This window comes from Microbacterium sp. NPDC008134 (genome assembly GCF_042957055.1).
Taxonomy (GTDB): Bacteria; Actinomycetota; Actinomycetes; order Actinomycetales; family Microbacteriaceae; genus Microbacterium.
The window spans coordinates 280,718-306,432 of record NZ_JBIBHO010000002.1; the positions used below are offsets into that span (position 1 = coordinate 280,718).

The 25,715-nt window shown below is 69.7% G+C and carries 26 protein-coding genes and 1 tRNA gene; 15 read left to right on the top strand and 12 right to left on the bottom strand.

All coding sequences use genetic code 11. From position 1 onward, the window contains the following. Positions 1 to 3: 3 nt before the first annotated feature. The 3 genes from ACFY9N_RS12085 to ACFY9N_RS12095 are packed head-to-tail and all read right to left on the bottom strand — an operon-like array spanning position 4 to position 3,876. On the bottom strand, positions 4 to 978 hold the full coding sequence (locus tag ACFY9N_RS12085; protein WP_391478866.1) for an NUDIX domain-containing protein: 975 nt from the start codon (positions 976 to 978) through the stop codon (positions 4 to 6). Further along, positions 975 to 3,140 (bottom strand): RNA degradosome polyphosphate kinase, encoded by a 2,166-nt coding sequence (locus ACFY9N_RS12090; protein ID WP_391478867.1) that lies wholly within the window; start codon positions 3,138 to 3,140, stop codon positions 975 to 977. Before ACFY9N_RS12090 ends, ACFY9N_RS12085 begins: the two co-directional genes overlap by 4 nt. A 52-nt stretch (positions 3,141 to 3,192) precedes the next feature. Continuing rightward, positions 3,193 to 3,876, bottom strand: a complete 684-nt coding sequence (locus tag ACFY9N_RS12095; protein ID WP_391478868.1) for a winged-helix domain-containing protein — start codon at positions 3,874 to 3,876, stop codon at positions 3,193 to 3,195. A 74-nt stretch (positions 3,877 to 3,950) separates the two neighbouring features. Between ACFY9N_RS12095 and ACFY9N_RS12100 the strand changes: the two genes are divergently transcribed. The 3 genes from ACFY9N_RS12100 (at position 3,951) to ACFY9N_RS12110 (ending at position 6,158) form a co-directional block, all read left to right on the top strand. Beyond that, entirely contained in the window at positions 3,951 to 4,247 is a 297-nt protein-coding gene (locus ACFY9N_RS12100; protein WP_391478869.1) for a hypothetical protein, read from the top strand. 188 nt (positions 4,248 to 4,435) lie between these two features. Further along, the gene (locus tag ACFY9N_RS12105) at positions 4,436 to 5,038 is read left to right on the top strand and encodes an FABP family protein (protein WP_391478870.1); all 603 of its coding nucleotides are present in this window, start codon (positions 4,436 to 4,438) and stop codon (positions 5,036 to 5,038) included. 1 nt (position 5,039) lies between these two features. After that, complete coding sequence (locus tag ACFY9N_RS12110; protein ID WP_391478871.1) at positions 5,040 to 6,158, top strand: YgfZ/GcvT domain-containing protein; 1,119 nt, start codon at positions 5,040 to 5,042, stop codon at positions 6,156 to 6,158. A 4-nt stretch (positions 6,159 to 6,162) separates the two neighbouring features. Here ACFY9N_RS12110 and ACFY9N_RS12115 read toward each other — a convergent pair whose 3' ends face one another. Then, a complete protein-coding gene (locus ACFY9N_RS12115; protein ID WP_391478872.1) occupies positions 6,163 to 6,987 on the bottom strand; it encodes a class I SAM-dependent methyltransferase in 825 nt (274 codons plus the stop codon). A 58-nt stretch (positions 6,988 to 7,045) separates the two neighbouring features. On the opposite strand from ACFY9N_RS12115, the gene ACFY9N_RS12120 reads away from it, so the two are divergent. Next, positions 7,046 to 7,795, top strand: a complete 750-nt coding sequence (locus ACFY9N_RS12120; RefSeq protein ID WP_391478873.1) for a phosphoglyceromutase — start codon at positions 7,046 to 7,048, stop codon at positions 7,793 to 7,795. 73 nt (positions 7,796 to 7,868) lie between these two features. Here the strand turns inward: ACFY9N_RS12120 and phoU are convergent, their stop codons facing one another. Then, a complete protein-coding gene (phoU, locus tag ACFY9N_RS12125) occupies positions 7,869 to 8,567 on the bottom strand; it encodes a phosphate signaling complex protein PhoU (protein ID WP_391478874.1) in 699 nt (232 codons plus the stop codon). Between the two features lie 218 nt (positions 8,568 to 8,785). On the opposite strand from phoU, the gene ACFY9N_RS12130 reads away from it, so the two are divergent. Then, complete coding sequence (locus ACFY9N_RS12130) at positions 8,786 to 10,006, top strand: sensor histidine kinase (RefSeq protein ID WP_391478875.1); 1,221 nt, start codon at positions 8,786 to 8,788, stop codon at positions 10,004 to 10,006. Beyond that, complete coding sequence (locus ACFY9N_RS12135) at positions 10,003 to 10,686, top strand: response regulator (RefSeq protein WP_391478876.1); 684 nt, start codon at positions 10,003 to 10,005, stop codon at positions 10,684 to 10,686. The genes ACFY9N_RS12130 and ACFY9N_RS12135 overlap by 4 nt, the downstream gene beginning before the upstream one ends. 271 nt (positions 10,687 to 10,957) lie before the next feature. Here the strand turns inward: ACFY9N_RS12135 and ACFY9N_RS12140 are convergent, their stop codons facing one another. Further along, complete coding sequence (locus ACFY9N_RS12140) at positions 10,958 to 11,431, bottom strand: DNA modification methylase (RefSeq protein WP_391478877.1); 474 nt, start codon at positions 11,429 to 11,431, stop codon at positions 10,958 to 10,960. 134 nt (positions 11,432 to 11,565) lie between these two features. On the opposite strand from ACFY9N_RS12140, the gene ACFY9N_RS12145 reads away from it, so the two are divergent. From ACFY9N_RS12145 to ACFY9N_RS12165, 5 genes are all read left to right on the top strand, one after another. After that, complete coding sequence (locus tag ACFY9N_RS12145; RefSeq protein WP_247625017.1) at positions 11,566 to 12,048, top strand: CarD family transcriptional regulator; 483 nt, start codon at positions 11,566 to 11,568, stop codon at positions 12,046 to 12,048. 76 nt (positions 12,049 to 12,124) lie between these two features. After that, complete coding sequence (gene ispD, locus ACFY9N_RS12150) at positions 12,125 to 13,342, top strand: 2-C-methyl-D-erythritol 4-phosphate cytidylyltransferase (protein ID WP_391478878.1); 1,218 nt, start codon at positions 12,125 to 12,127, stop codon at positions 13,340 to 13,342. Positions 13,343 to 13,408: 66 nt separating this feature from the next. Further along, positions 13,409 to 14,818 carry a cysteine--tRNA ligase gene (gene cysS, locus ACFY9N_RS12155; protein ID WP_391478880.1) on the top strand — a complete coding sequence of 470 codons (1,410 nt, stop codon included), beginning with the start codon at positions 13,409 to 13,411 and terminating at the stop codon, positions 14,816 to 14,818. Continuing rightward, positions 14,811 to 15,815 carry a 23S rRNA (guanosine(2251)-2'-O)-methyltransferase RlmB gene (rlmB, locus tag ACFY9N_RS12160; protein ID WP_391478881.1) on the top strand — a complete coding sequence of 335 codons (1,005 nt, stop codon included), beginning with the start codon at positions 14,811 to 14,813 and terminating at the stop codon, positions 15,813 to 15,815. The genes cysS and rlmB overlap by 8 nt, the downstream gene beginning before the upstream one ends. Before the next feature lie 29 nt (positions 15,816 to 15,844). After that, positions 15,845 to 16,486 carry an NAD(P)-dependent oxidoreductase gene (locus tag ACFY9N_RS12165; protein WP_391478883.1) on the top strand — a complete coding sequence of 214 codons (642 nt, stop codon included), beginning with the start codon at positions 15,845 to 15,847 and terminating at the stop codon, positions 16,484 to 16,486. A gap of 24 nt (positions 16,487 to 16,510) precedes the next feature. On the opposite strand, the gene ACFY9N_RS12170 is transcribed toward ACFY9N_RS12165, so the two are convergent. Together ACFY9N_RS12170 and ACFY9N_RS12175 are read right to left on the bottom strand one after the other, a co-directional pair. Next, positions 16,511 to 17,821, bottom strand: coding sequence for a DUF4032 domain-containing protein (locus ACFY9N_RS12170; RefSeq protein ID WP_391478884.1), 1,311 nt, complete (start codon positions 17,819 to 17,821; stop codon positions 16,511 to 16,513). 79 nt (positions 17,822 to 17,900) lie between these two features. Then, a complete protein-coding gene (locus ACFY9N_RS12175; RefSeq protein ID WP_391478886.1) occupies positions 17,901 to 19,004 on the bottom strand; it encodes an ABC transporter ATP-binding protein in 1,104 nt (367 codons plus the stop codon). A gap of 239 nt (positions 19,005 to 19,243) precedes the next feature. Between ACFY9N_RS12175 and ACFY9N_RS12180 the strand changes: the two genes are divergently transcribed. From ACFY9N_RS12180 to ACFY9N_RS12190, 3 genes are all read left to right on the top strand, one after another. Beyond that, positions 19,244 to 20,194 (top strand): DsbA family protein, encoded by a 951-nt coding sequence (locus ACFY9N_RS12180; protein WP_391478887.1) that lies wholly within the window; start codon positions 19,244 to 19,246, stop codon positions 20,192 to 20,194. A gap of 41 nt (positions 20,195 to 20,235) precedes the next feature. After that, a tRNA-Thr gene (locus ACFY9N_RS12185) sits at positions 20,236 to 20,308 on the top strand. A gap of 105 nt (positions 20,309 to 20,413) precedes the next feature. Beyond that, positions 20,414 to 20,818 carry an acyltransferase gene (locus ACFY9N_RS12190; protein WP_391478888.1) on the top strand — a complete coding sequence of 135 codons (405 nt, stop codon included), beginning with the start codon at positions 20,414 to 20,416 and terminating at the stop codon, positions 20,816 to 20,818. Between the two features lie 13 nt (positions 20,819 to 20,831). On the opposite strand, the gene ACFY9N_RS12195 is transcribed toward ACFY9N_RS12190, so the two are convergent. Beyond that, positions 20,832 to 21,314, bottom strand: coding sequence for a hypothetical protein (locus ACFY9N_RS12195; RefSeq protein ID WP_391478890.1), 483 nt, complete (start codon positions 21,312 to 21,314; stop codon positions 20,832 to 20,834). 96 nt (positions 21,315 to 21,410) lie between these two features. Here ACFY9N_RS12195 and ACFY9N_RS12200 point away from each other — a divergent pair, with 96 nt between their 5' ends. Further along, a complete protein-coding gene (locus tag ACFY9N_RS12200; protein WP_391478892.1) occupies positions 21,411 to 22,364 on the top strand; it encodes an aldo/keto reductase in 954 nt (317 codons plus the stop codon). Positions 22,365 to 22,385: 21 nt separating this feature from the next. Here the strand turns inward: ACFY9N_RS12200 and ACFY9N_RS12205 are convergent, their stop codons facing one another. Genes ACFY9N_RS12205 through ACFY9N_RS12215 form a run of 3 tightly spaced genes read right to left on the bottom strand, consistent with a single transcriptional unit; the run spans position 22,386 to position 25,692 of the window. Beyond that, complete coding sequence (locus ACFY9N_RS12205; protein ID WP_391478893.1) at positions 22,386 to 23,912, bottom strand: serine hydrolase domain-containing protein; 1,527 nt, start codon at positions 23,910 to 23,912, stop codon at positions 22,386 to 22,388. A 14-nt stretch (positions 23,913 to 23,926) separates the two neighbouring features. After that, positions 23,927 to 24,478 (bottom strand): ArsR/SmtB family transcription factor, encoded by a 552-nt coding sequence (locus tag ACFY9N_RS12210; RefSeq protein ID WP_391478894.1) that lies wholly within the window; start codon positions 24,476 to 24,478, stop codon positions 23,927 to 23,929. A gap of 59 nt (positions 24,479 to 24,537) precedes the next feature. Next, a complete protein-coding gene (locus ACFY9N_RS12215) occupies positions 24,538 to 25,692 on the bottom strand; it encodes a calcium:proton antiporter (protein WP_391478895.1) in 1,155 nt (384 codons plus the stop codon). Positions 25,693 to 25,715: the final 23 nt, after the last annotated feature.

Below are 25,715 nucleotides of genomic sequence, written 5' to 3' on the forward strand. Positions count from 1 at the left end.
TGGTCAGACCTTCGGAACGTGCGTCTCGATCGAGATGATGCCGGATCCGGGGTTCGTGGCCGATAGATGCACCACCGAGAACGCCGCCGGCTCGAGGTCGGCCGCACTGCCGAGGTAGGAGCCCTGGATCGTGCCGGTGGCGAGAGCGATCTCGGAGAGGATTCCGGGGATGACGGGGCCGTGGCTGCAGAGCACGGCCGCCTTGCCGGAGCGCACGCGCTTGCCGACGACCGATCGCAGGTCGCTGGTGCCGTCCTCCCAGGCGTCCTGGCTGATGAGCCCGGTGCGCACGGCCTTGCGGTCGAGCGATTTGGCGAGCGGTTTCACGGTCTCGACGCAGCGCACGGCATCGCTGGTCACGATCCTGCGCACGCCGAAGGCGCGCAGCGGCCCGACGATCGACTTTGCCTGGCGGCGTCCGCGATCGGCGAGGGGGCGTGCGGCATCCGCACCGTCCCATTCGGAACGGGACAGCGCCTTCGCGTGCCGGAGCACGATCAGGGGGAAGGTACGCAGTGCACCGTCATCCACCAGGCGCGCGAAGAAATCGAGGATCTCGAGGTCGACCGGGTAACTGAGGCGTTCTCGGGCCTTCTTCACACTGGCCCACTCGATCGCCGCGATCTCACGGTTGGGGACGAACGTCGACGCGCGGATCGCCTCCTCGGTCGCCTCGGCGGCCCAGTAGTGCACGACCTTCTGCTTCATCGACGCGAGGTTGTAGCGGCTGACGCCGACGGGCACGCCGAGCGAGACTCGGATGCCGGTCTCCTCCTGCACCTCGCGCACGGCGGTCTCGGCGAGCATCTCGCCGGGGTCGACCTTGCCCTTGGGGAGAGTGACGTCGCGGTACTTGGTGCGGTGGATCAGGAGGATGCGCAGCTTGCCGTCGACGATGCGCCAGACGACGGCACCGGCCGCGTAGACGGCCTTGTCCGTCCACTTCGATCGCTCGGCGAAGGTCTGACCGACCGTCATCGAACCGCCCGCGCACGCCGACGTCGCTGAATCTGACCCATGGTCTTATCCTGCAGGTCGATCAGCGGCTTGCCGTCGGCATCCGCGGCGTGGCGCTCCCACACTCCGGCCGCGCCGAGGTGCCAGGAACTCGTGCCCGGATCCATCGCGAGGTCGAAGAACGCCAGGAGCTCCTTCAGATGCGCGGGCTCCGTGACGCGCACGAGCGCCTCGACGCGACGATCGAGGTTGCGGTGCATCATGTCGGCGCTGCCGATGTAGATCTGCGGATCGCCGTCGTTCTCGAACGCGAAGATCCGCGAGTGCTCCAGATAGCGACCCAGGATGCTGCGCACGGTGATGTTGTCGCTGATGCCCTCGAGGTCGGTGCGGAGGCTGCAGATGCCGCGCACCCACACGTCGACCTTCACTCCAGCCTCGCTGGCGCGATACAGCGCGTCGATGATCTCTTCGTCGACCATCGAGTTGACCTTGATGCGGATGTGCGCGGGCTTGCCGGCCACCGCGTGGGCGCGCTCGTTGTCGATCTGGCGCACGAGTCCCTTGCGCAGGTGCAGGGGAGCGACGAGCAGCCGCTTGAACTTCTTCTCGATCGCGTAGCCGCTCAGCTCGTTGAAGAGGCGGGTGAGGTCCTTCCCGACCTGCGCGTCGGCGGTGAAGAGACCGAAGTCCTCGTAGATGCGGCTGGTCTTGGGGTTGTAGTTTCCCGTGCCGACGTGCGAGTAGTGCTGGAGCTTGCCGTCCTCCTCGCGGATCACAAGGGCGAGCTTGCAGTGCGTCTTGAGTCCGACCAGTCCGTACACGACGTGCACGCCGGCCTTCTCGAGCTTGCGCGCCCAGACGATGTTGTTCGCCTCGTCGAAGCGGGCCTTGACCTCGACCAGGGCGAGCACCTGCTTGCCGGCCTCGGCCGCATCGATCAGCGCCTGCACGACGGGGCTGTCGCCCGAGGTGCGGTACAGCGTCTGCTTGATCGCGAGCACGTGCGGGTCGCGGGCGGCCTGCTCGAGGAACGCCTGCACGCTCGTGGTGAACGACTCGTACGGGTGGTGCACGAGAACGTCGGACTTGCGGATCGCCTTGAAGATGTCGGCGCGCGTGTTGCTGTCGCCGGGCTGGAAGGCGACCGCGGTGGTCGGCACGTGCGGCGGATAGCGCAGGTCGGGTCGTTCGATGCGCGAGAGACCGAACAGCCCGCGCAGGTCGAGCGGACCGGGGAGGCGGTAGACCTCCTGGTCGGTGATGTCGAGCTCCTTCACGAGCAGCTCGAGCGTCACATCGTCCATGTCGTCGGTGATCTCGAGGCGGATCGGCGGCCCGAAACGGCGGCGCAGCAGCTCGGCCTCGAGCGCCTGGATGAGGTTCTCGCTCTCGTCCTCCTCGATCTCGACGTCTTCGTTGCGCGTGAGGCGGAAGGCGTGGTGGTCGAGCACCTCCATGCCGGGGAAGAGGTCGTCGAGGTGGTTGGCGATGAGCTCCTCGAGGCGGAGATAGCGGGCGATCTCGCTGCCGCCGGGCACCTCGACGAAGCGGGGCAGCATGGGCGGCACCTTCAGGCGGGCGAACTCCTGTCGGCCCGTACGCGCGTTGCGGATGCGGATCGCGAGGTTGAGCGACAGGCCCGAGATGTACGGGAACGGGTGCGCAGGGTCGACCGCCAGGGGCATCAGCACGGGGAACACCTGGGCCTGGAAGTACTCCGAGAGCCCGGCGCGCTCGTCGTCGGTCAGGTCGTCCCACTCGGTGATCTCGACGCCGGCGTCGGCGAGGGCCGGGCGCACGAGCGAGGTCCAGGCATCCGCGTGGCGCAGTTGCAGCGCGTGCGCCTCACGCGAGATGTCGGCGAGCGCGTCGGAGGGGGAGCGGCCGATGTTCGTCGGCACGGCGAGCCCGGTGACGATGCGTCGCTTGAGCCCGGCGACGCGCACCATGAAGAACTCGTCGAGGTTGCTGGCGAAGATGGCCAGGAAGTTCGCGCGCTCGAGTTCGGGGAGCGAGGGATCCTCGGCCAGCTCGAGCACGCGCTGGTTGAACGCGAGCCAGCTCAGCTCGCGATCGAGGTACCGGTGGTCCGGCAGGAGCGAGTCGGGGGCCTCGACGGCATCGAAGTCGTCGTCTTCGGCGTCGCCGAGACCTGCGTCGGCGAGAGCGGGATCCATCATGGGGTACATCTAAGCACCGAGAGGTGACACGTGCGTGAACGGATGCCTTCGGTTACCGCGAGGCGACCAGGGTGTCGTCCTCGTAGACGTTGAAGCGGTAGCCCACGTTGCGGACCGTTCCGATGATCTGATCGGCATCCCCGAGCTTGGCGCGCAGACGCCGGACGTGCACGTCGACCGTGCGCGTTCCCCCGAAGTAGTCGTAACCCCACACCTCGCTGAGCAGCTGCTCGCGCGTGAACACCCGGGACGGGTGCGTGGCGAGGAAGTGCAGGAGCTGGAACTCCTTGTAGGTGAGGTCGAGCGGCTTGCCGTGGAGCTTGGCGGAGTAGGACTGCTCGTCGATGGTGACGCCGGAGGCCTGCACGCGCGTCGGAGCCGCGGCGTCGTCGCGGCGCGCGATCGCGAGTCGCAGTCGGGCGTCGGTCTCGGCCGGGCCCGCGGTCGAGAGCAGCACGTCGTCGATGCCCCAGTCGCCGGAGACCGCGCTCATGCCGCCCTCGGTGACGATGAGGAGCAGCGGCGCCTCCTGACCGGTCGCGCGGAGCAGACGGCACAGCGACTTGGCGCCCGCGAGGTCTGTGCGGGCGTCGACGATCACGATGTCGTACTCGGGGGCGCTCACGAGCCGCGCGGGTTCTGCCGGGATCTGGCGGACGGTGTGGCTGAGCAGCTCCAGCGCGGGCAGGACCGACTCCTCGGCAGGAGCATTCGTCAAGACCAGGATCTGGGGCACGCGCACTCCTTCACCGGCGCGCGGGTATGCGCCGTGCGGCAATAATACCGGGGCCGATGAGTGACAATGGACGCATGACGCAACCCGCACTCGCTCCGCGCAGCCCGCTCGTCGGCGTGGTCGCCGTCTGGGCCGTCGCTCTGCTGGGCGCCGTGGCGATCGGCATCCTGGTCGGCGAGGAGTGGCGCATCCCCTGGATGCTGGTGGCCTTCGGCGGTGCCGTGCTCCTCTCGTTCGCCGTGCAGCTCTGGTACGGCCGCACCGAGGGATTCATCTTCCGGGTGGCCGGCAGTGTGGTCGGTGCGCTGCTGCTCATGGGCGTGATCTCGGTCGGGTTCGGGCTCGCCGCCCTCGCATCCGCCGCCGTCTGACGTCGCCGCCTGACGGCTCCTACCGCGCGCGGTGGTCTCGCGCGTCGCGCGCGGTAGTGTAGGAGCCATGGATCTCATGGCGCTCGAACTCTTCTTCATCGGCCTGCTGGGTCTGGCGAGCCTCGCGATCGTCTTCGTCTCGGCGGTCGTGCTGCGCAACCTCTTCCGCGGCCAGCGCTGAGCCGATCGTGCTCGAACTTCCCACCGACCTTCCGGCCGACCTCGCTCCGCTCTCGTGGCTGATCGGCGTCTGGGAGGGGACCGGGGTCATCGACTATCCGGTCGGTGACGAGCGGCTGCAGGGCGAGTTCACGCACCGCGTGAGCTTCAGTCACGACGGCGGCCCGTTCCTGAACTATTCGGCCACCGCCACCTTCCTCACGGAGGAGGGCTCCCCGGCATCCGCTCTGCTGGCCGAGACCGGCTTCTGGCGTCTCGCTCGCCCGGCGACGGATGGGGATGCCGGCCCGGCACTGCTGCCCCCGACCGCCGACGTCGCCGCCCGCACGGTCGACGACGTCGAGGAACTGCGCGCGGAGAGCGGCGGCTTCCCGATCGAGGTCTCGCTCGCGCACGCCGACGGCGCGCTCGAGCTGTACCTGGGCGAGATCAACGGCCCGCGCATCGACATCGCCACGGATGCCGTGGTACGCAGCGCCGGCGCCAAGGTGCACACCGCCTCCTCCCGTATGTACGGGCTGGTCGACGGTCACCTGTTGTGGGCGTGGGACATCGCCGCACTCGGCACGCCGCTGCGCTCGCACGCCTCCGCGCGGCTGGCCAAGGTCTGACGTGGGTGGATTCGCCGACATCGACGGAGCCGTTTCCGACGGAGCGGTGATCGCGCACTTCGGAGACGCGTTCCGCGAGCAGCGCCGCCTCGCCGAGGCAGCCGCCTTCGTGCCGCTCGGCGACCGGACCGTGATCGAGGTGGCGGGGCCGGAGCGACTGAGCTGGCTCGACTCCATCACCTCGCAGGCGGTCGGACGCCTCGCCCCGGGCGAGAGCACCGAGTTGCTGATCCTCGACCCGCAGGGCCGCGTCGAGCACGCGGCCGGAATCCTCGACGACGGGGCGTCGGCGTGGTTGCTGGCGGATGCCGGTGACGCCGAGGCGCTCGCCGGCTGGCTCACCCGCATGAGGTTCCGGGCGCAGGCGACCATCGACATCCGTCCGGATCTCGTTCCGGTCGGTTTCATGGACGGCGGCGCGATCGCGCCCGCGGTCTCCGCAGCTGCCGCGACGAACGGTGCGCCACTGATCTGGTCGGACCCGTGGCAGCACGTCGCCGCCGGCGGTCACCAGTACGCCGAGGTCGCCGAGCATCCCGCCGCCGACTACGCGTGGCGGGTCGCGCTGCTGACGGCGGAGGGCGCGGATGCTCTCGCGAGCTCGGCCGATCGTGACGCGCTCGCCGGTGTCCTCGCCGCCGAGGCGCTGCGCGTGGCCGCCTGGCGGCCGCGCTGGGCGACCGAGGTCGACGAACGCTCCCTGCCCCACGAGTCCGATTGGATCCGCAGCGCCGTGCACCTGAACAAGGGGTGCTACCGCGGTCAGGAGACGGTCGCCAAGGTGCACAACCTCGGGCACCCGCCGCGGCGTCTGGCGGCGTTGCACCTCGACGGCAGCGACGCGGTGCTGCCCGAGGCCGGGGCATCCGTCTTCGCGGGCGATGACGAGGTCGGGCATCTGACCTCGGTCGCCCGGCACTTCGAGGACGGCCCGATCGCGCTCGCGATCCTCAGCCGCCGTGCACCGGTCGGCGACCTGGTCGTGCGCGCGGACGGTCTCGAGATCGCGGCGTCGCAGCAGGTCATCGTCCCCGCGGATGCCGGCGCGACCGCCGACATCCCGCGCCTCACCCGGCTGTCCCGTCGCCCGTCGGCGCCGGACCCCCGCACGCAGGTATAAGCCCTCAGACGGCGGGCTCGACCGCCGACCACGGCAGTGTGAGCTCGCCGAGTCGCCATCGCGTCCGCCCGCCGAGCACGGGCCACCCCTGCGCGCGCAGTGCGCTCGCTACGGCGAGGAATCGCTGGGTCGCCCCGAAGGTCGATAGGCCGGCCGCCCGATCCCACTCCCGGTCGAGATCGACCAGGAGCGCGTGGATGCGCTCGCCGGGTACGTTGCGGTGGATCAATGCCTTCGGGAGGCGTTCGGCGACGATGCTCGGACGATCGAGGTCGGCGAGACGGAGCGAGAGGGTGAACCGCAGGGGAGTGGCGTCGGGGGCGACGTCGATCCAGCTCGCGATGCGCCCGATCTCGTCGCACGTGCCCTCGAACAGCAGGCCCCCGGGCGACAGGCGCGAGGTCATGCGCGCCCAGGCATCCGGGACGTCCTGTTCGTCGTACTGGCGGAGGACGTTCATCGCCCGGATGACGGCCGCGCGGCGCCCGTCGGGCAGCGGCACCTCGAACCCGCCGCGCGCGAACGACACCGGCAGATCGGCGGCGAAAAACGTGCGACCTGCGCGCACGTCCGCGAGCTGGGCGTCGGCGGTGGCGACGCGCGCCGGGTCGATCTCGAGCCCGCGCACCTCGACGTCCGACCGCACCCGCACGAGCCGCGTCGCGAGTTCGAACGCGGTGACTCCGCTCGCTCCGTAACCGAGGTCGACGACGAGGGGATCGGATGCCTTCCGTAGGGCGTCGCTCGCGGCGATCCAACGGTCGTTGCGCCGCAACCGGTTGGTCCCGGTGGTGCCGCGCGTGGGCCTGCCGAGGGGAGATGACGCCATGTCTCCATCCTCCCAGCATCCAGTTCGGTCGCACCGCCCGGGCGGATAAACTGGCGACATGACTGCGAAGCGCACCCTCATCCTGCTCCGTCACGGCCGGAGCGAGTGGAACGAACTGAACCTCTTCACCGGCTGGGTGGACGTCCGCCTGAACGAGCAGGGGCAGAAGGAGGCACGCCGCGGCGGCGAGCTGCTCGCCGAGTCCGGCATCCTGCCCGACGTGCTGCACACCTCGCTGCTGAGCCGCGCGATCCAGACCGCGAACATCGCCCTCGACGCCGCCGATCGCCTGTGGATCCCGGTGACGCGCTCGTGGCGCCTGAACGAGCGCCACTACGGCGCGCTCCAGGGCAAGGACAAGGCGCAGACGCTCGAGGAGTTCGGTCCCGAGCAGTTCCAGCTGTGGCGTCGTTCGTTCGACGTGCCGCCGCCCGTGCTCGACGACGACAGCGAGTTCAGCCAGGTGCACGACGTCCGCTACGCGGGCATCGACGGAGAGGTGCCCCGCACCGAGTCGCTCAAGCTCGTCATCGATCGTCTCCTCCCGTACTGGGAGAGCGCGATCGTCCCTGACCTCGAAGCGGGCAAGACCGTCCTCGTCACCGCGCACGGCAACTCGCTGCGCGGTCTCGTGAAGCACCTCGAGGGCATCAGCGACGAGGACATCGCGGAGCTCAACATCCCGACCGGCATCCCGCTCGTCTACGAGCTCGACGAGAACAACTCTCCCACCGGTCCCGGCCGCTACCTCGACCCCGAGGCCGCCGCCGCCGGTGCCGCCGCGGTCGCCGCGCAGGGTAAGAAGTAAGCTCCCCGCACGACACGACGAAGCCCCCGGTGCTCAGGCGCCGGGGGCTTCGTCGTGTTGCGGATGCTGCGGGTCAGGCGTGGCCGAGCTCCTGCTGCTGCTCGACGGCGAGGGCGATGTCGTCTTCGGCGACGGCCCAGTCGCCGGTCGACAGGTAGACGTACTTCTTCGCGACCGCGACCGCGTGGTCGGCGAAGCGCTCGTGGTAGCGGCTGGCGAGCGTGGCGTCGACCGTCGCCGTCGCCTCGCCCTTCCAGTTGTCGCTGAGGACCTTCTCGAAGACGGTGGCGTGCAGCTCGTCGACGTCGTCGTCCGCGTTGCGGATCGCGTCGGCGAAGCGGAGGTCCTGCGTGCGCAGCAGCTCGGCGAGCGTGCGCGCGACCTCGACGTCGAGTTCGCCCATCTTCACGAAGGTGCCCTTGAGGCCCTTCGGGATGGCGCGCTCGGGGAAACGGAGGCGGGCGAGCTGGGCGATGTGCTCGGACATGTCGCCCATGCGCTCGAGCGATGCGCTCACGCGCAGCGCCGTGACGACGATGCGCAGGTCGCGGGCGACCGGCTGCTGGCGGGCGAGGATCTCGATGGCCTGCTCGTCGAGGGCGACGGCGAGCTCGTCGATCTTCGCGTCGTCGGCGATGACCTCTTCTGCCAGGGCGACGTCGCTCGTCGCGAACGCACGGGTCGCCTTGTCGATCGAGACCGTGACGAGGTCGGCGATCTCCACGAGGCGGGACTGCAGGTCCTCGAGGGACTGGTGGAAGACTTCGCGCATGGTGGGGCGCAACCTTTCATAGGGATCTCGACTGCGTGTCAGCGCGAGACGGCGGGTCGTCCGCATAGGGGCAGGACCGCGCACCCGCGCGGGCCCGAAGAGATTGTGTTCTCCGAAGGTTAACGAACGGTGCCCAGCGAGTGAATAGTACTTCTCTCGTTACCGCTGAGGGCCGGAAACCCGCCGGAGAGCGGGTGAACGCACTCTACTCTGGAGACATGACCGAGACGCAGATCGCCTTGATCGCCCTGGCCGTCGGCCTCGCGATCGGCATCGGACTCTCGCTCCTCCTCGCCTGGGCCTACCGTGCCCGTGCCCGTGTCGCCGAGGAGACCTCGAACGCCGTTCCGGAGGGGATCGTCGACGTGCTGGCGAGCATGGACGACGCCGCGTGCGTGGTCGACACCTCCGGGCTCGTGCTCGCCTCATCGGCCGCCGCCTCGCGGTTCGGGATCGACGTGGGCTCGACCCTCGACAACCCCGAGCTGCGACTGCTCGTGCGCCGCGTGCGCGTCGACGGCGGCACCGCGACGGAGTCGATGCGGATCACCCGTGGGGGACTGAGCCTCGATCCCCGTCTGGTCGCGGCGCGTGCGAGCGTCCTCGGACCGCGCCTGACCCTGCTGATCATCCGCGACGTCACGGAGCAGGAGCGCCTCGACCAGATGCGCCGCGATTTCGTCGCGAACACCAGCCATGAGCTCAAGACCCCCGTCGGCGCGGTGACGCTGCTCGCGGAGGCGATCGAGTCGGCCGCTGACGACCCGGCGCAGGTGCGCATCTTCGCGTCCCGCATCTCGGCGGAGGCCGGACGTCTCGCCCAGCTCACCGGTCGCATCATGAGCCTCTCGCGTCTTCAGGCCGACGACGGCCTCGGTGACGTCACCCCCGTCGCGATCGACGAGGTCATCGCGAAGTCGATCGAGGCCCACGTCGTGCAGGCCGATGCGGCGGGCGTCGAGATCACGCGCGGCGGCGACCGCGGAATCTGGGTGCGCGGCGACGCGCAGATCCTCGTCGAGGCCGTCGGCAACCTCATCGTGAACGCGATCGTCTACTCGCCGAGCGGATCGCGGGTGGGCGTCGGCGTGCGCGCCGAGGACGGCGTCGTGGAGATCGCGGTGTCCGACCAGGGCATCGGTATCGCCGAGACCGATCGTGAGCGCATCTTCGAGCGGTTCTACCGCGCGGACGAGGCGCGCTCCCGCCGCACCGGCGGAACCGGCCTCGGCCTGTCGATCGTCAAGCACGCCACGCAGCGGCACGGCGGAGAGGTGCGTCTGTGGTCCCGTCCGGGGCGCGGCTCGACGTTCACGATGAGGCTTCCCCTGATCGATGCACCGCCGAAGGCGGATACCGGCAAGAAGAGCAAGAAGAAACGCGAGCGCAAGGCCACGAAGGCCGCAGCCTCTCGCGTCAGGAAAGGTGACCGCGCATGACCCGTATCCTCCTCGTCGAAGACGAACCCGATCTCGCCGACCCGCTGGCGTACCTGCTCCGCCGGGAGGGCTACGAGGTCGAGATCGCGGAGGACGGCCCGACCGCTCTGGCCGCGTTCCGTGAACGCGGCGCCGACATCGTGCTGCTCGACCTGATGCTCCCCGGGATGCCGGGAACCGAGGTGTGCCGTCAGATCCGTTCGTCGTCGGCGGTGCCGATCATCATGCTCACGGCGAAGGACTCCGAGGTCGACATCGTCGTGGGGCTCGAGCTCGGGGCCGACGACTACATCACCAAGCCGTACTCTTCGCGTGAGCTGCTCGCGCGCATGCGGGCGGTGCTGCGTCGGGTCGTGCAGGCCGACAGCGAGCTCGACGAGCGCGTGCTCGACGGCGGGCGCGTGTCGCTCGACATCGACCGCCACACGGTATCGGTGGCCGGCCAGCTGATCAACATGCCGCTGAAGGAGTTCGAGCTGCTGGAGGTGCTGATGCGCAATGCGGGTCGTGTGCTCACCCGCGGTCAGCTCATCGACCGGGTCTGGGGCAGCGACTACTTCGGCGACACCAAGACGCTCGATGTGCACATCAAGCGCATCCGTTCGCGCATCGAGGTCAATCCCAGCGAGCCGGTCATGCTCGTCACCGTTCGCGGCCTCGGCTACCGCTTCGAGGCCTGAGAAGCTGCGCACACTGCACACGCAGCCACACGCAGAGAAGGGGGGGGGGGGGGGGGGGGGGGGGGGGCGGGGGGGGGTGGGGCGGGGGTGGGGGGGGGGGGGGGGGGGGGGGGGGGGGCCGGGGGGGGGGGGGGGGGGGGCCCCGCCCCCCACCGCCCGCGGCCCCCCCCCCCCCCCCCCCGCCCGCCCCCCGCCCCCCCCCCCCCCCCCCCCCCCCCCCCCCGCCCCCGCCCCCCCCCCCGCCCCCCCCCCTTCTCTGTGTTCATGTGGATCAGTTCTCTTCGGGAACGAGATCCGCGTAGTAGGGGAGTCCGCCGTCGAGCACCGGGATGGCCGTCTTCACGCCGGTGGAGTCACCGGACTGGAAGTGGATCTCGACCGTCGAGCCGGGGATCGAGTCGAGTCCGACGATGCGCAGCGGCTCGGCGTCGGCGCCGAGGCTGATGGTGTCGCCCGCCGGGACGGTGATGGTGAACGCATCGCTGTCGGCGAAGGCGATCGTGATCGTCGCCCGCTCATCGGTCGGGTTCACGAAGGCGCCGATGAGGTTGCCCACGCTGCCGTCCTCGTTCGCGACGATGAAGACGTTGCGCGCGTCGATCGGGCCGTCGGCGTCGGAGACGTTCACGCCGTCCGAGGCGGAATACTCGATCTTCGTCGCCTGCGGCGAGATGAACGTGCAACCGGTCGCGCCGAGAAGAACGACGGCGCTGAGGGCAGCAGACGCAACAAGGCGCGATTTCACGGGTCCTCCTGGGGTACGACGGGATATCCGCATCCATTCTACGGGTACGCGGGCCGCGCTCCGGGACCAGGGGGCGCAAACCTTAGCGCAAAACCCCTGTGGTATCCTTGAGGTTGCCGAAAGGACACGTTTTTATGCTTTTTGAGGTTGGCGAGACCGTCGTCTATCCGCACCATGGCGCTGCGACCATCATCGAGGTCAAGGAGCGCATCATCAAGGGTGAGGCGAAGAAGTACCTGAAGCTCAATGTGACGCAGGGCGACCTGATCATCGAGGTTCCCGCCGAGAACGTCGACCTGGTCGGTGTGCGCGACGTGATCGGCAAGGAGGGCCTCGACCACGTGTTCGAGGTGTTGCGTGCTCCGTTCACCGAGGAGCCCACCAACTGGTCGCGCCGCTACAAGGCGAACCTCGAGAAGCTCGCCTCCGGCGATGTGATCAAGGTGAGCGAGGTCGTGCGCGATCTCTGGCGCCGTGACCAGGACCGCGGACTGTCCGCCGGTGAGAAGCGGATGCTGGCGAAGGCTCGCCAGATCCTCATCTCCGAGCTGGCGCTCGCGGAGAAGACCGACGAGGACAAGGCGGGCGCGATGCTCGACGAGGTCCTCGCGTCCTGATCCGAGTTTCCCGGAGGGGGCGGATGCTTCGGCATCCGCCCCCTCCGTCGTTCCCGGCAGGCGGTAGCGTGAAGGCGTGACCCTGCTCCCCGTGCCGCACGTCGCGGTCATCGTCGTCGCCGCTGGATCCGGAACCCGCCTCGAGGCGGGAGCACCGAAGGCGTTCGTCGGCATCGACGGTCGTTCGATCCTCCGCCACGCCCTCGACGGCGTGTTCGCCGCCGCTCCCGCACAGGTGATCGTGGTCGCTCCCGCGGGGCTCGAGGGCGACGCCGAGACCGAGGTGCGCGAGGCGGCGGGGGATCGCCTCGACCTCGCCCGCGTCGTCGTCGGAGGTCGCACGCGCCAGGAGTCCGTCGCCGCCGGCCTCGCCGCGCTCTGGGGTGACGTGCGTACGGTCCTCGTGCACGACGCTGCGCGCGCGCTGACCCCGCCGGACCAGGTCGACGCCGTCGCCGCTGCTGTCACCGACGGCATCGGCGTCATCCCCGCGCTCCCGGTCGTCGACACGCTCAAGAAGGTCGACGGTGACAGCATCGTCGCTCCGGTCGACCGTTCCGAACTCGCCGCAGCGCAGACGCCGCAGGGTTTTCCGCGCGCGGCGCTCGAGGCGGCGTACGACGCTGCGCGCGCCTCGGGCGTCGAGTACACCGACGATGCGGCGCTCTTCGCCGCCGCCGGACACGCCGTCCGGCACATTCCCGGCGACGCCCGCGCCTTCAAGATCACCACGCCCGACGACCTCGACAGGGCACGCCGGTTGCTCGCCGAGGGACCGGCGGTGCCCCTGCACGTTCCGGCATCCGCCCCGAACCTGCCCCGGGTCGGTCTCGGCACCGACGTGCACGCGTTCGGCGGAGAGGGTGACCTGTGGTTGGCCGGTCTCCGGTGGCCGGGCGAGTCGGCCCTGTCCGGACACTCCGACGGCGACGCGGTCGCGCACGCGATCGTCGATGCGCTGCTCGGAGCAGCCGGTCTCGGCGACATCGGCGAGCACTTCGGCACCGCGCACCCCGAGTACGCCGGTGCGCATGCGGCGGTCTTCCTCGCCCGCACCCGCGAGCTTCTCGGCGAGGCGGGCTTCGTGATCGGCAACGTCTCGGCGCAGTTCCAGGGCAACCGTCCCCGCTTCAGCGCGCGCCGCGCCGAGGCCGAGCGGGTTCTCTCGGAGGCGCTCGGCGGGGCTCCCGTGTCGGTGACGGCGACGACCACCGATGCGCTCGGGTTCCCGGGCCGCGGGGAGGGGATCTCCGTCACCGCCGTCGCGCTGGTCTTCCCCGGCTCGGCGCACTGACGCGCCGACCGCGACGACCCGCGACACGCTCGGGGCGCGGCGAGGCGGGCCGAGTAGGCTTGAGCGGTGACTCTCCGCCTCTACGACACCCGTGCGCAGAACCTGCGCGACTTCGTGCCGCTCGACCCCGGAAACGTCACGATGTACGTGTGCGGTCCGACCGTGCAATCCGGCCCGCACATCGGGCACGTGCGCGCGGCACTCAGCTTCGACCTGCTGCGTCGGTGGCTCGAGAAGCGGCACGGGCGCGTCACCTTCGTGCGCAACGTGACCGACATCGACGACAAGGTGCTCGCGAACGCCACTGACGACGAGCCCTGGTGGGCACTCGCGTACCGGATCGAGCAGGAGTTCGCCGCGGCATACGCCGGCATCGGCATCCTGCCCCCGACGTACGAGCCGCGCGCGACGGCATCCGTTCCGCAGATGCAGGAGCTCATCGGGCTGCTCATCGAGCGCGGTCACGCGTACCCGGCCTCTGACGGTTCGGGCGACGTCTACTTCGACGTGCGTTCGTGGGCGGAGTACGGCGCGCTCACGCACCAATCGATCGACGCGATGGAGGCGGCCGAGGACGCCGATCCCCGCGGCAAGCGCAACCCTCAGGACTTCGCGCTCTGGAAGGGCTCGAAGACCGGCGAGCCCGCGGACGCCCGATGGTCCTCCCCCTGGGGCGAGGGGCGCCCGGGATGGCACATCGAATGCTCGGCGATGGCGAAGCGCTATCTCGGGGCGGAGTTCGACATCCACGGCGGAGGCCTCGACCTGCGCTTCCCCCACCACGAGAACGAGCTGGCGCAATCGACGGCCGCGGGCGACGCGTTCGCGCGGTACTGGGTGCACAACGGCCTGGTCACCGTGAACGGGCAGAAGATGTCGAAGTCCCTCGGCAACTTCACCCTCGCGGCCGACGTGCTCGCAGACCGCGACCCGCTCGTCGTGCGGTATGCGCTCGCCGCGGCCCACTACCGCTCGAGCCTCGACCTCACGGAGTCGTCGTGGGCCGAGGCGGAGACTGCACTCGGGCGCATCCGCACCTTCCTCGAACGGGGAGAGCGGCTCGCGAAGCCGGGGTGGGGCCAGGCGAAGGAGGGACTGCCGCAGGAGTTCGTCGAGGCCATGGACGACGACCTCTCGGTGCCCCGGGCGCTCGCCGCGATCCACACCAGCATCCGCTCCGGAAATGCGCTCCTCGACGCGGGCAAGTACGATGAGGCGAAGCAGGACGTGATGGACGTCATTCAGATGACGCTCGTCCTGGGGATCAATCCGCACTCTTCGCAGTGGAACGGCACCGGCGGGGGAGCCGAGGCCGCCGCACTGGACGCACTCGTTCAGACGATGATCACGCAGCGCGCACAGGCGCGTGCCGACAAGGACTGGGCGGCAGCCGATCGCATCCGTGACGCGATCGCAGCCGCAGGAATCACGCTGGAGGACACTCCGGCCGGAACTCATTGGAGTATCGATGGCTAAGCCAGGGCGCCCCGGCGCGAGCAAGGGCAACAAGAAGGGCCCCACCAAGGGCACCGGTGGTCTCGGGCGCAAGGCGCTCGAGGGACGCGGACCCACGCCGAAGGCCGAGGACCGCGCCTGGCATCCCGCCGGGAAGCGCAAGGCCGCGGCGGAGCGCTATGCCGCCTCCGGGGGCAAGGGCAAGCCCGGCCAGCGTCAGACCGCTGGTGGCAACCCGAACCGTTCCGCGCGCGCCAAGGACAACACGACCGACACCGAGGTCGTCACTGGCCGCAACTCCGTGCTCGAGGCGCTGCGCGCGAAGATCCCGGCGACGGCGTTCTACATCGCCCAGCGCGTCGAGATGGACGACCGCGTCAAGGAGATGCTGTCGATCGCGACTCACCGCGGCATCCCGGTGCTCGAGGTCACACGCCAGGAGCTCGACCGCATGGCCGGTTTCGATGGCGTGCACCAGGGCGTGGCCATCAAGGTGCCGCCCTACGAGTACGCGCACCCGCAGGACCTGCTCGAGAAGGCGATCGACAAGGGGCAGACCCCGCTGTTCGTCGCGCTCGACGGCATCACCGACTCGCGCAACCTCGGAGCGATCATCCGTTCGGCCGCCGCGTTCGGCAGCCACGGCGTGATCCTGCCGCAGCGTCGCTCGGCGGGCGTGAACTCCGCCGCCTGGAAGACGAGCGCCGGGGCGGCCGCGCGACTTCCCGTCGCGCTCGCCACGAACCTGACCACGCAGCTCAAGGAGTTCAAGAAGCAGGGCGTGTTCATCCTCGGCCTCGCCGGCGACGGCGACGTCGACCTGCCTGCGCTCCAGCTCGCCGACCGACCGGTCGTCATCGTCGCCGGCGCCGAAGGCAAGGGGCTCTCGCGTCTGGTCCGCGAGACCTGCGACCAGATCGTCTCGATCCCGATCTCCACGGCCACCGAATCGCTGAACGTCGGCATCGCCACCTCCGTCGCGCTCTACCAGGTCGCGACCATCCGCTCCACGAAGTAGTCGCCGCAGATACGAAGGGAAGAGTCCGCATGAGCCGCATCGTCGTCCTCGGAGGGACCGGGTACGCCGGTCGTCACATCGTCGCCGAGGCGGTGAGCCGCGGACACGAGGTCGTCGCGGTCTCGCGTTCGGTCCCGGCGGATGCCGTGGAGGGTGCGGCGTACATCCAGGGCTCGGCCCTGGACCTCGCCCCGCTCGCCGGCGCGTTCGCCGGAGCGGATGCCGTCGTCTCGGCCCTCTCGCCGCGCGGCGACATGGAGGATCGCGTGCTCGACGCCCTCGAGGGCGTCGCACGCCAACTCAGCGGCACCCGCACGCGCCTCGGCGTGGTCGGGGGAGCGGGTGGCAGCCTGGTCGCCCCGGGCGGCCCGCGCCTGTTCGATCAGGGCTTCCCAGAGGAGTACAAGCACGAGGCGCAGGTCGGCATCGACTCGCTCGCGTTCCTCGAGAGCACGGATGCCGGGCTCGACTGGTTCTTCGTGCACCCGGCCGAGGTGTTCGGACCGTGGGCCGAGGGCGAGCGCACCGGGCACTACCGCGACGGCGGCGACGTGCTCGTGCGCGATGCCGACGGCACCTCGTACATCTCGGGAGCGGACTTCGCGGTCGCGGTCGTCGACGAGATCGAACAGGGCAACCACCACCGCGAGCGGTTCACCGTCGGCTACTGATCTCGCCTTTGCGCGACCCTTCGCTCAGACCAGGTCGCGCCAGTCGATGTCGCCGTCCTCGTCGTCGTCGGTCGTGCGCGTGGCGCCGGTGACGACGGGAAGGCTCATCGTCTCGGTGGGCGGGCCCATGATGGTCGCCTCGTCGCGACGGTGGCGCAGCACCTCGTTGATGTAGCTCGTCAGCACCTCGGCGAGCGGCACCGGGCGTCCCTGCGCCTGTGAGAGGTACCAGCGGTGCTCGAGCACCTGGTGGAACACCTCGGCCGGCTCGAGCTTCGCGCGCAGGTCGTAGGGGATCGCGCGCACGACGGGCTCGAACACGCGGGTGAGCCACTCGTGGGCGTACATCTCCTCATCGGCCCACTGCTTCGTCGAGCGGGCGCGGAACTGGTCGAGGTCGTTGAGCAGGCGACGGGCCTGGTTCTCCTCGACATCGAGACCGGTGAGGCGGATGAGTCGCCGCTGGTGGTGGCCGGCGTCGACGACCTTCGGCTGGATCTCGACGACCGCGCCGTCGGCCGTGGTCGTCATCGACATCTCATCGATGTCGAAGCCGAGGGCGTTCAGGCGCTCGACGCGCTCGGTGATGCGCCACGTCTCGGATGCCGAGAACGAGTCCTGCGCGGTCAGCTCGGCCCACAACGAGCGGTACGACGACACGATGCCATCGGCGATGGCGACCGCATCCACACCGTTCTCGAGCCGCCCGCCGGCGGCGAGATCCATGATCTCCCCGGCGATGTTCGTGCGGGCGAGGTCGAGGTCGTAGGCGCGCTGGCCTTCGGTCAACCCCTCCTCGTGCAGCTCGCCGGTCTCGGCGTCGACGAGGTACGCGGCGAATGCGCCGGCATCACGGCGGAAGAGCGTGTTCGACAGCGACACGTCGCCCCAGTAGAAGCCGACGTTGTGCAGACGCACGAGCAGCAGGGCGAGGGCGTCGACGAGCCGGGTGGCGGTGTCGGGGCGCAGTACTCGCGTGAAGAGCGCGCGGTACGGCATCGAGAAGCGCAGGTGCGAGGTCACCAGGGCGGCGGGGAGCGGTTCGCCGTCGGCATCCGTTCGCCCGGCGATGACGGCGACACGATCGACGCAGGGCACGTCGAGGCGTGCGAGGTTGCCGAGCATCTCATACTCGCGGCGCGCCATCTCCTCGGTGGTCTCCTTTACCGCGACGACGCGGCCGGAGAGGTCGGCGAAGCGCACCAGGTGCCGCGACAGGCCCTTCGGGAGCGAGACGATGTGCTCGGAGGGCCACTTCGCCAGTGACGTCGACCAGGGGAGGCCGAGAAGGCCGGGGTCGACGGTGCTGGCGGTGATGCGCAGTGATTCCTGCATGGCGCTCCTGGAAGTGGGGGTGGACGCAGACGCGGCGCGGGCGACCGAAGTCGACCCGCGCCGCGAGTGGTGTGTGCGATCAGGCCGAGATGACCGGAGCCTTGTTCAGGCGGTCGCCCGACTCGAGGTCGAACGCGTGCACGTGGCCCGGGTTGGCGGCCAGGGTGACCGTCTCGCCGGCGTTCGGGTGGTTGCGGCCGTCGACGCGAGCGACCAGGTCGGTGCGCTTGCCGTTGATGTCGGTGTGGCCGTAGAGGTAACCGTCGGCGCCGAGCTCCTCGACGAGGTCGACGACGACCGAGAGGCCCTTGCCGTCGGCCGGTCCGACCGTGATGTCCTCGGGGCGCACGCCGACCGTGACCTGGGTGCCGGTGGCGCCGGCGACCGCGTCGCGCTCGAGCGGGACGACCTCGGTGCCGAAGCGGACGCCGCCGTCGGCGAGGTCTGCCGTGAAGAGGTTCATCGCGGGCGAGCCGATGAAGCCGGCGACGAACACGTTGTTCGGCTTCTCGTACAGGTCGCGCGGCGAGCCGACCTGCTGCAGCAGACCGTCCTTGAGCACCGCGATGCGGTCACCCATGGTGAGGGCCTCGGTCTGGTCGTGCGTGACGTAGACCGTGGTGACGCCGAGACGACGCTGCAGCGACGCGATCTGCGTACGCGTCTGGACGCGGAGCTTGGCGTCGAGGTTCGACAGCGGCTCGTCCATGAGGAAGACCTGGGGCTGACGCACGATCGCGCGGCCCATGGCGACACGCTGACGCTGGCCACCCGAGAGGGCCTTCGGCTTGCGGGTCAGGTACTCCTCGAGGTCGAGCAGCTTGGCGGCCTCGAGAACGCGGGTGGCGCGCTCTTCCTTGCCGACGCCGGCGATCTTGAGCGCGAAGCCCATGTTCTCGGCGACGGTCATGTGCGGGTACAGCGCGTAGTTCTGGAAGACCATCGCGATGTCGCGGTCCTTCGGCGGGACGTCGGTGACGTCGCGGTCGCCGATGAGGATGCGGCCGGCGTTGACCTCTTCGAGGCCGGCGAGCATGCGGAGCGACGTGGACTTACCGCAACCCGAGGGTCCGACCAGGACGAGGAACTCGCCGTCGGCGACCTGGAGGTCGAGCTTGTCGACGGCCGGACGGGTTCCGCCCGGGTAGAGGCGGGTGGCCTCGTCGAAAGTCACAGATGCCATTGTGTTTCTCCTTCACCGGCAGGTACGTGCCGGACGATCCGTAGTGATGGATGCGGCGGTCGACCCGCCGTGACCCCTCATTGGGTCGCGTTCAGTATGACATGGACCGCGGCATCTGGGTATTTCTCAGGTGCGATGATTAACATCGAATCCGGCCGTGCAACGCGGCGATCGTCGCCTATCCGATATCCGATGATCGGGGCCACCCTGCCCCCAGCGAAATTTTTTCAAGAGGAACGATGTCGAGCGACGAAACGCCGAACGTCCCCACCCCTCGCAACTCCCGCGAGGCTGTGCGGGAGAAGGCCCAGCGAGTGCATGCGAAGCAGTCCCGTGCGCGCATCATGCGACGGATCATCATCGGGACGCTCGCGGTGGTCGCTGTCGGCGCGATCGGCACCGCCGTGACGCTCGCCGTCTCCTCGCAGGTCTCGAAGCCCCAGCTCTCGCCGACCGGCATGGACGGAGACGGCGTCGTCGTCTCCGAGCTCTCGGCGTCGGCATCCGATGTCGGCACGGCCACACCCACTCCCGATCCCTCCGAGGCCGAGGCCCCCACCGAGCCGACCGCCGAGCCCACCGCGGCTCAGAAAGTCGACATCCACATCTACGTCGACTACCTGTCGGACGATGCGGGCGAGTTCGAGCGCGCCAACGCCCGCCAGCTCACCAACTGGATCAGCGAGGGTGCGGTCACCGTCACCTACCACCCGGTCGCCCTGCTCACCGCGAGCTCCAACGGCACCAAGTACTCCCTGCGCGCCGCGGCCGCGGCCGCCTGTGTCGCGACGCACTCGCCGGATCAGTTCTACGCCTTCAACCACGACCTGCTCGATGACCAGCCCGAGGTGAACACCGACGGCCTGTCCGACACCGAGCTCGCGGATCTCGCCGGTGCCGTCGGCGTCGACAACACCAAGACGGTGCGCAGCTGCATCCAGGACGGCGACTACCTCACCTGGGCCAAGGAAGCGACCAACCGTGCACTCGAGGGGCCACTGCCCGGCTCCGACGACCTCGCACTCGCGTCGACCCCGATGATCGTCGCCAACGGCGAGGCCTACGTGGGCGCGCTAGATGATCCGGCCGAGTTCTCTCAGTTCGTGCTCACCGTCGCCAGCGACGCGTACTACCAGGCGACCGCGACGCCCACGCCGACACCCACGACGAGCGACGCTCCGGCCGAGTAGGTCGGGAGATCCCCGTCACCATCGCTAAGCTGGTGGCACCCGCCGACTTGGCGCAATTGGTAGCGCACCGTACTTGTAATACGGGGGTTACGGGTTCGAGTCCCGTAGTCGGCTCTTCGATATCGGTGAAAGTCACAGCCGTTGGTATATCGCCGCCTGTAGCGTGAGTGCATGCTTGACATCGGCAAGGACCACTAGATCTCGGACGGCGTTCGACTGATGCACCATGATCAGGCGGCGATCTCGATCGGCGACGAGGCGAAGATCTATCGCGGAAGCGAGGTTGCGGGCCCCGTCTCGATCGGTGATCGCGTGTTCATCAATCGCGACGCGTACATTCGACCCGGCACCGTCATCGGCGACAACGTGAATCTCGGCCCTTTCGTCCGACTCATCACCGATACCCACGACATCGGATCGGCGTCCCGTCGCGCGGGTCGGTTCCGCCACGATCCCATTCGCATCGGTGACGGGGCGTGGATCGGCGCGTCGTCGACGGTGCTCGGTGGTGTGACGGTCGGTGAGGGTGCGGTCGTCGCCGCCGGATCCATCGTGACGACGGATGTGGCCCCACACACCGTCGCGGGAGGAGTGCCGGCCACCATGACCCGGCGTCTCGATTAGCCGGATCCCCGCCTCACTCGTGCGGATGCTCCCCGCGCAGCAGTTCGGCACGCTGGTCGTCGACGCCGCTCGGGATCGTCTCGCCGTAGGTGGTGACATCGGGGCCGGCGGAGGTCTTCTCGATGCCGCAGACGGCCGCCCCCTCGGTGCCATCGCGATCCGTGGGAACGACGACGAACCAGGTCGTCTGCTCGGCCAGCCACTCGACGGTTCCCCGGTCGCTGGCGTAGGTCGCGCCGCCCGCGTAGGCGTCGACCTTCTCGACGCACATCGTCACGAGCTCGCCGTCAGTGGGGTCGGCAGCGGCCGGCGGTGACGACGGCTCGGGTGCCGTGGACGGGGTGGGCGACGGTGCAGGCGTGGCCGTGGACGTGGGGGCGGTGGTCGCCGATCGCGTCGGTGCGGGCGTCGCCGAGGACGCGGGGATCGGCGTTCCCGTGCAGCCGGCGAGCAGCGCGACGAGAGCGATCAGGGGGATGACGGCAGTGCGGCGCATTCCTGAATGCTATGCGAGCGTGCACCCGAATCAGGTGATCGGCGCGAGAGTCACCGAATCGGAAATACGCGACGGGATTCGTCGGTTGCGACGAGTATGACTCGTATCGGAAACAGTGACCTGGATGTCTTCCCGCTCTCGCTCGGCGGCAACGTGTTCGGCTGGACGGCCGACCGCGACACGTCGTTCGCCGTGCTCGACGCCTTCGTCGAGGGCGGCGGCGATTTCATCGACACCGCGGACGGCTACAGCGCCTGGGTGCCGGGCAACTCCGGTGGCGAGAGCGAGACGATCATCGGCGAGTGGCTGGCGTCGCGCAAGCCTCAGGGCGTCACGGTCGCCACGAAGGTGAGCACGCATCCGGAGTTCCGGGGCCTCGCAGCGGCGAACATCCGCTCGGCCGCCGAGGCATCGCTCGCGCGCCTCGGCGTCGACACGATCGACCTCTACTACGCCCACTTCGATGACGAGAGCGTGCCCCTCGAGGAGACCGTCGGGGCGTTCGGCCAGCTCGTGACCGACGGCCTCGTGCGCCACGTCGCCGTCTCGAACTATTCCGCCGACCGCATCCGCGAGTGGATCGAGATCGCCCAGCGCACGGGCGCCGCCCTGCCCGTGGCCGTCCAGCCGCACTACAACCTCGTGCACCGCAACGACGTCGAGAGCGAGATCATCCCGGTGGCCGAGGAGTTCGGCCTCGGGCTCGTCCCGTACTACTCGCTGGCGAGCGGCTTCCTCACCGGCAAGTACCGCTCGACGGAGACCGCGGGGCAGTCGTCGCCGCGCGCCGAGGGCGCGGCGAAGTACGCGACCCCCGCCGGGCTGAAGGTCATCGACGCCCTCGAAGAGATCGGCTCGGCGCACGGCGCCTCGGTCGCCGCCACCTCGTTGGCCTGGTTGCGCGCGCAGCCGACCGTGGTCGCCCCGATCGCCAGCGCGCGCACGGTCGAGCAGGTTCCCGACCTCCTCGCCGGCGCCCGCCTCGAACTGAGCGCCGACGAGGTGCAGACGCTGAACCGCGTCTCGGAGTGGACTCCCGCTCAGGCCTGACGCCGCGAGCAGGAACCGTCCTCACCAGAGGAAGACGACGCCGACCGCGGCCACGAGGCCGATGGCCGCGGTCGGCCACCACAGCCAGCGTCGTCGGGCGGGGAGGAACGGGAGCGAGCGTCCGCGCAGGGCCAAGAGTCCCACCGCCGCGAGCGACGGCGCGAGCGCGATGCCCCACAGCCACCCACTGACCGCGAACCACGGCCCGCTGTGCCAGAGCAGGAGCAGTGCGGCCAGCGCCCAGACGAGGTCGCTGATCGAGGGGAGCAGCGCCTTCGCGCGGAGGGCGCGGACCAGTGCGCCGGCTCCGAGCAGCACGGCGATTCCGAACACTCCCCATCCCAGCAGAAGGTACGGCTCCGCCGGACCGGGGATCGGCACTCCCGCGATGTACGACACGGCGACGTAGTCGACGGTCGCGACCGTGTTCGAGAGGGCGATGAACGCCGTGCCGGCCTCACGATCCATCGTGAGGATCGTGCGGAACCCCGCCGTGCCTCCGTTGTGCCAGGTCTGCGTGCCGGCGCCGTCGAACGACGGCGAGGTGATCCAGCCCCACCCGATCTCACCCTCGGGCCCCATGCCGGCGGTGGGATCGAGCGCGGCCGCCCCGGGGGCCGTGCCGTCGAGGTTGGCCTGCGCCCAGATCACCAGATCGGATGCCGTGGTGAAGGTCGACGATCCGGCCGGAAGATAGCCCTCGCCCCACCAGCGCGGTGCCGGGGTGCCGTTGAGGAGGAACCCCGGGACGGCGTCGGATGGCACCTCCTCGGCGGTGGCGGCGATCACGGTGTGCTCCATGCCGAGCGGTTCGGTCAGGCGTGCACTGAGCAGGGCGGCATAGTCGTCGGCGCCGGCAGCCTCGGCGAGAGCGGTGCCGAGGAGCGAGACGGCGAAGTTCGAGTAGACGACGCCCTGGTCGGGGTCGACCGGCGCGATCGCCGCATCGGCGACGAGCTGCGCCGTGGTCGATGCGGCGTACGCGTTCTCGTTCAGGAGCAGGCTCGACACCGCGCCCTCCGAGGCGGTGGCGCCGAGGCCGGGAAGGCCGGACGAGTGCTGCGACAGCGACGCGAGCGTGACGTCGCCCGCCGCGGTGCCTTCGAGTTCCGGCAGATGCTGCGCGAGACGGTCGTCGGCCGTGACCTCGCCGCGTTCGATGGCGTCGGCGAAGAGCGCTCCGGTGAACGTCTTCGTGATCGAACCGAGTTCGAAGACGGTGTCGGGACCGGGTGCTCCCGGGTGTGCGGGGTCGGCATCGCCGAGGCCGGCGAAGACGGCACCGTCCGGGCCGATCTCCGCGACCGACAGCGAGCGGAATCCGTCGAGACCGCCCGGCAGAGTGAGGATGCTCTCGGCCAGGGTCTCGTCGCCGCTCCAGACCGAGCTCACGGTCTGGAGCTGCGGCCCGGCGGTGGCACCGAGCGCTATGGCGGCGACGGCGGCACCCGCCAGGATGCCGAGCACGGGCGCGGGTGAGAGTCGCGCCACGCGGGGTGGCATCGGGGTGGGAGAGGGCTCGGTGACGGTGGGGGTGGGGGAGGTCACGGTGGTGCTGCTCCTCAGCTCGAGGCGATCATGGTCAGGACGAGGAGGGGGACGATCCGTGCGCCGGGCACTTCGTAGACGCCACGACGGGGTGACGTCAGCCATCCCGCGCTGACGAGCTGGCGCAGGTGGTGGTAGAGCTGACCCGACGACGCGAACTGCTCGAGCTCGAGCAGCTCGGCGGTGGTCTGCGTGCCGGCGAGGATGATGCGGACGAGCTCGAGGCGCACCGGGTGGCCGAGCGCTTCGAGCGGGCGCGCGAGCTCGCCCCAGTCCTTGCCCATGAGCTCCTCCGCATAGAGGCCGTACTGCCAGCGGATGGGGCCCGCGGGCACCTCGACCGCGCCCGCCATCATCACCGCTCCCGGAGCGCGGCGGCCGAGCTCGTTGACGAACCAGAGCGGATCGGCGGAGGTATCGCCGGTGGCGGTATCGCCGGCTTCGGGTACCGCGGGTTCTGCCGCGGCGCGCTGCGCGAGTGCGTCGAACCGCTCGCGCAGGCTCGTCACCTCCCGTTCGAGAGCGTCGATGCGCTCCACGAGATCCGGATCTGTCTGCTTCTCCATGGTTCCGAGCGTAGCAAAAGTTCGAAATTACGGAGAAAGCGAACTAGGGAACGCGTCGGTCAGCTGAACAGCACGATCACGTACACCGCGAAGACCGCGAGGTGTGCGGCACCGTGCATCGCCGTCACCCGCTTCGCCGCGAAGGTCGTCACCGAGAGCAGCAGCGTCACACCCAGCATCAGGAGGTTCGCCGGCGATTCCGCCAGCACCACGGTCTGACCGGTGAGCATGCCGATGATCAGCACGGCCGGGATCGTGAGGCCGACCGTCGATACCAGCGCACCGTGACAGAGGTTCACCACTCGCTGCGCCTCACCCCCGAGGGCCGCGCGCACCGCGGTGAGGGACTCCGGCAGGAAGACGATCGCCGCGATCAGCACACCCGCCAGCGCGGCCGGAGCACCGAGTCGGCCGAGGCCGTCGTCGAGGAGCGCCGCCATGTCGTGCGAGAGCAGCACGATCGGCACGACCGTGACCACGAGCAGCGCGAGGCGCACGAGCACCTCGGTGCGGTGCACGGCGAGAGTCTCGCGGATGCCGGTGCGCGGTGACGCGTCCGCGGCATCCGTCCGTCGCCGCAGGCGCTCGTCGACCTCGGTGAAGTCGCCCGCCTGCGCACCCATCTGACGGAACAGGAAGAACGCGTAGATCCCGAGCGTGAGGATCACGATCGGAATCTCCTGACCGAGCGTGTACGACCCGTCACGGCCGATGAGAGCAGGGAGGGCGAACGCGAGCGCGACGAGCACCACGAGCATCGCCAGGTAGGCCGAGGTGCCCGTGCGGTTGTGCGCCATGCCGCGGTGGCGGAGACCGCCGAGGAGGAGGGCGAGACCGATGACGAGGTTCAGGATGATCATCGACACGGCCATCACCGAATCGCGGGCGATGGTGGCGTGCTCTCCGGGCCCGAGCATCACGGCGGAGATGAGGATCACCTCGATCAGCACGATCGACAGGGTGAGGACGAGGGAGCCGTAGGGGTCGCCCAGACGGTGGGCGAGGGCTTCGGCCTGTTTCACCACGCCGAACGCGCACACCAGGATCACCCCGATGATGACGCCGAGCGCGACGATCAACAGGGGAGCGGCGACCGGAGCGGCGAGCAACGGATGCGCGAGGAGCACCAGGACGTAGGCGCCCCAGCCCAAGGCGATGCGGACGATGTCGGTGCGTCCGACGTACTGCTTCACAGAAGTGAGGGAGGTCATCATCTGAATCCTTCACGGGGCCGTCC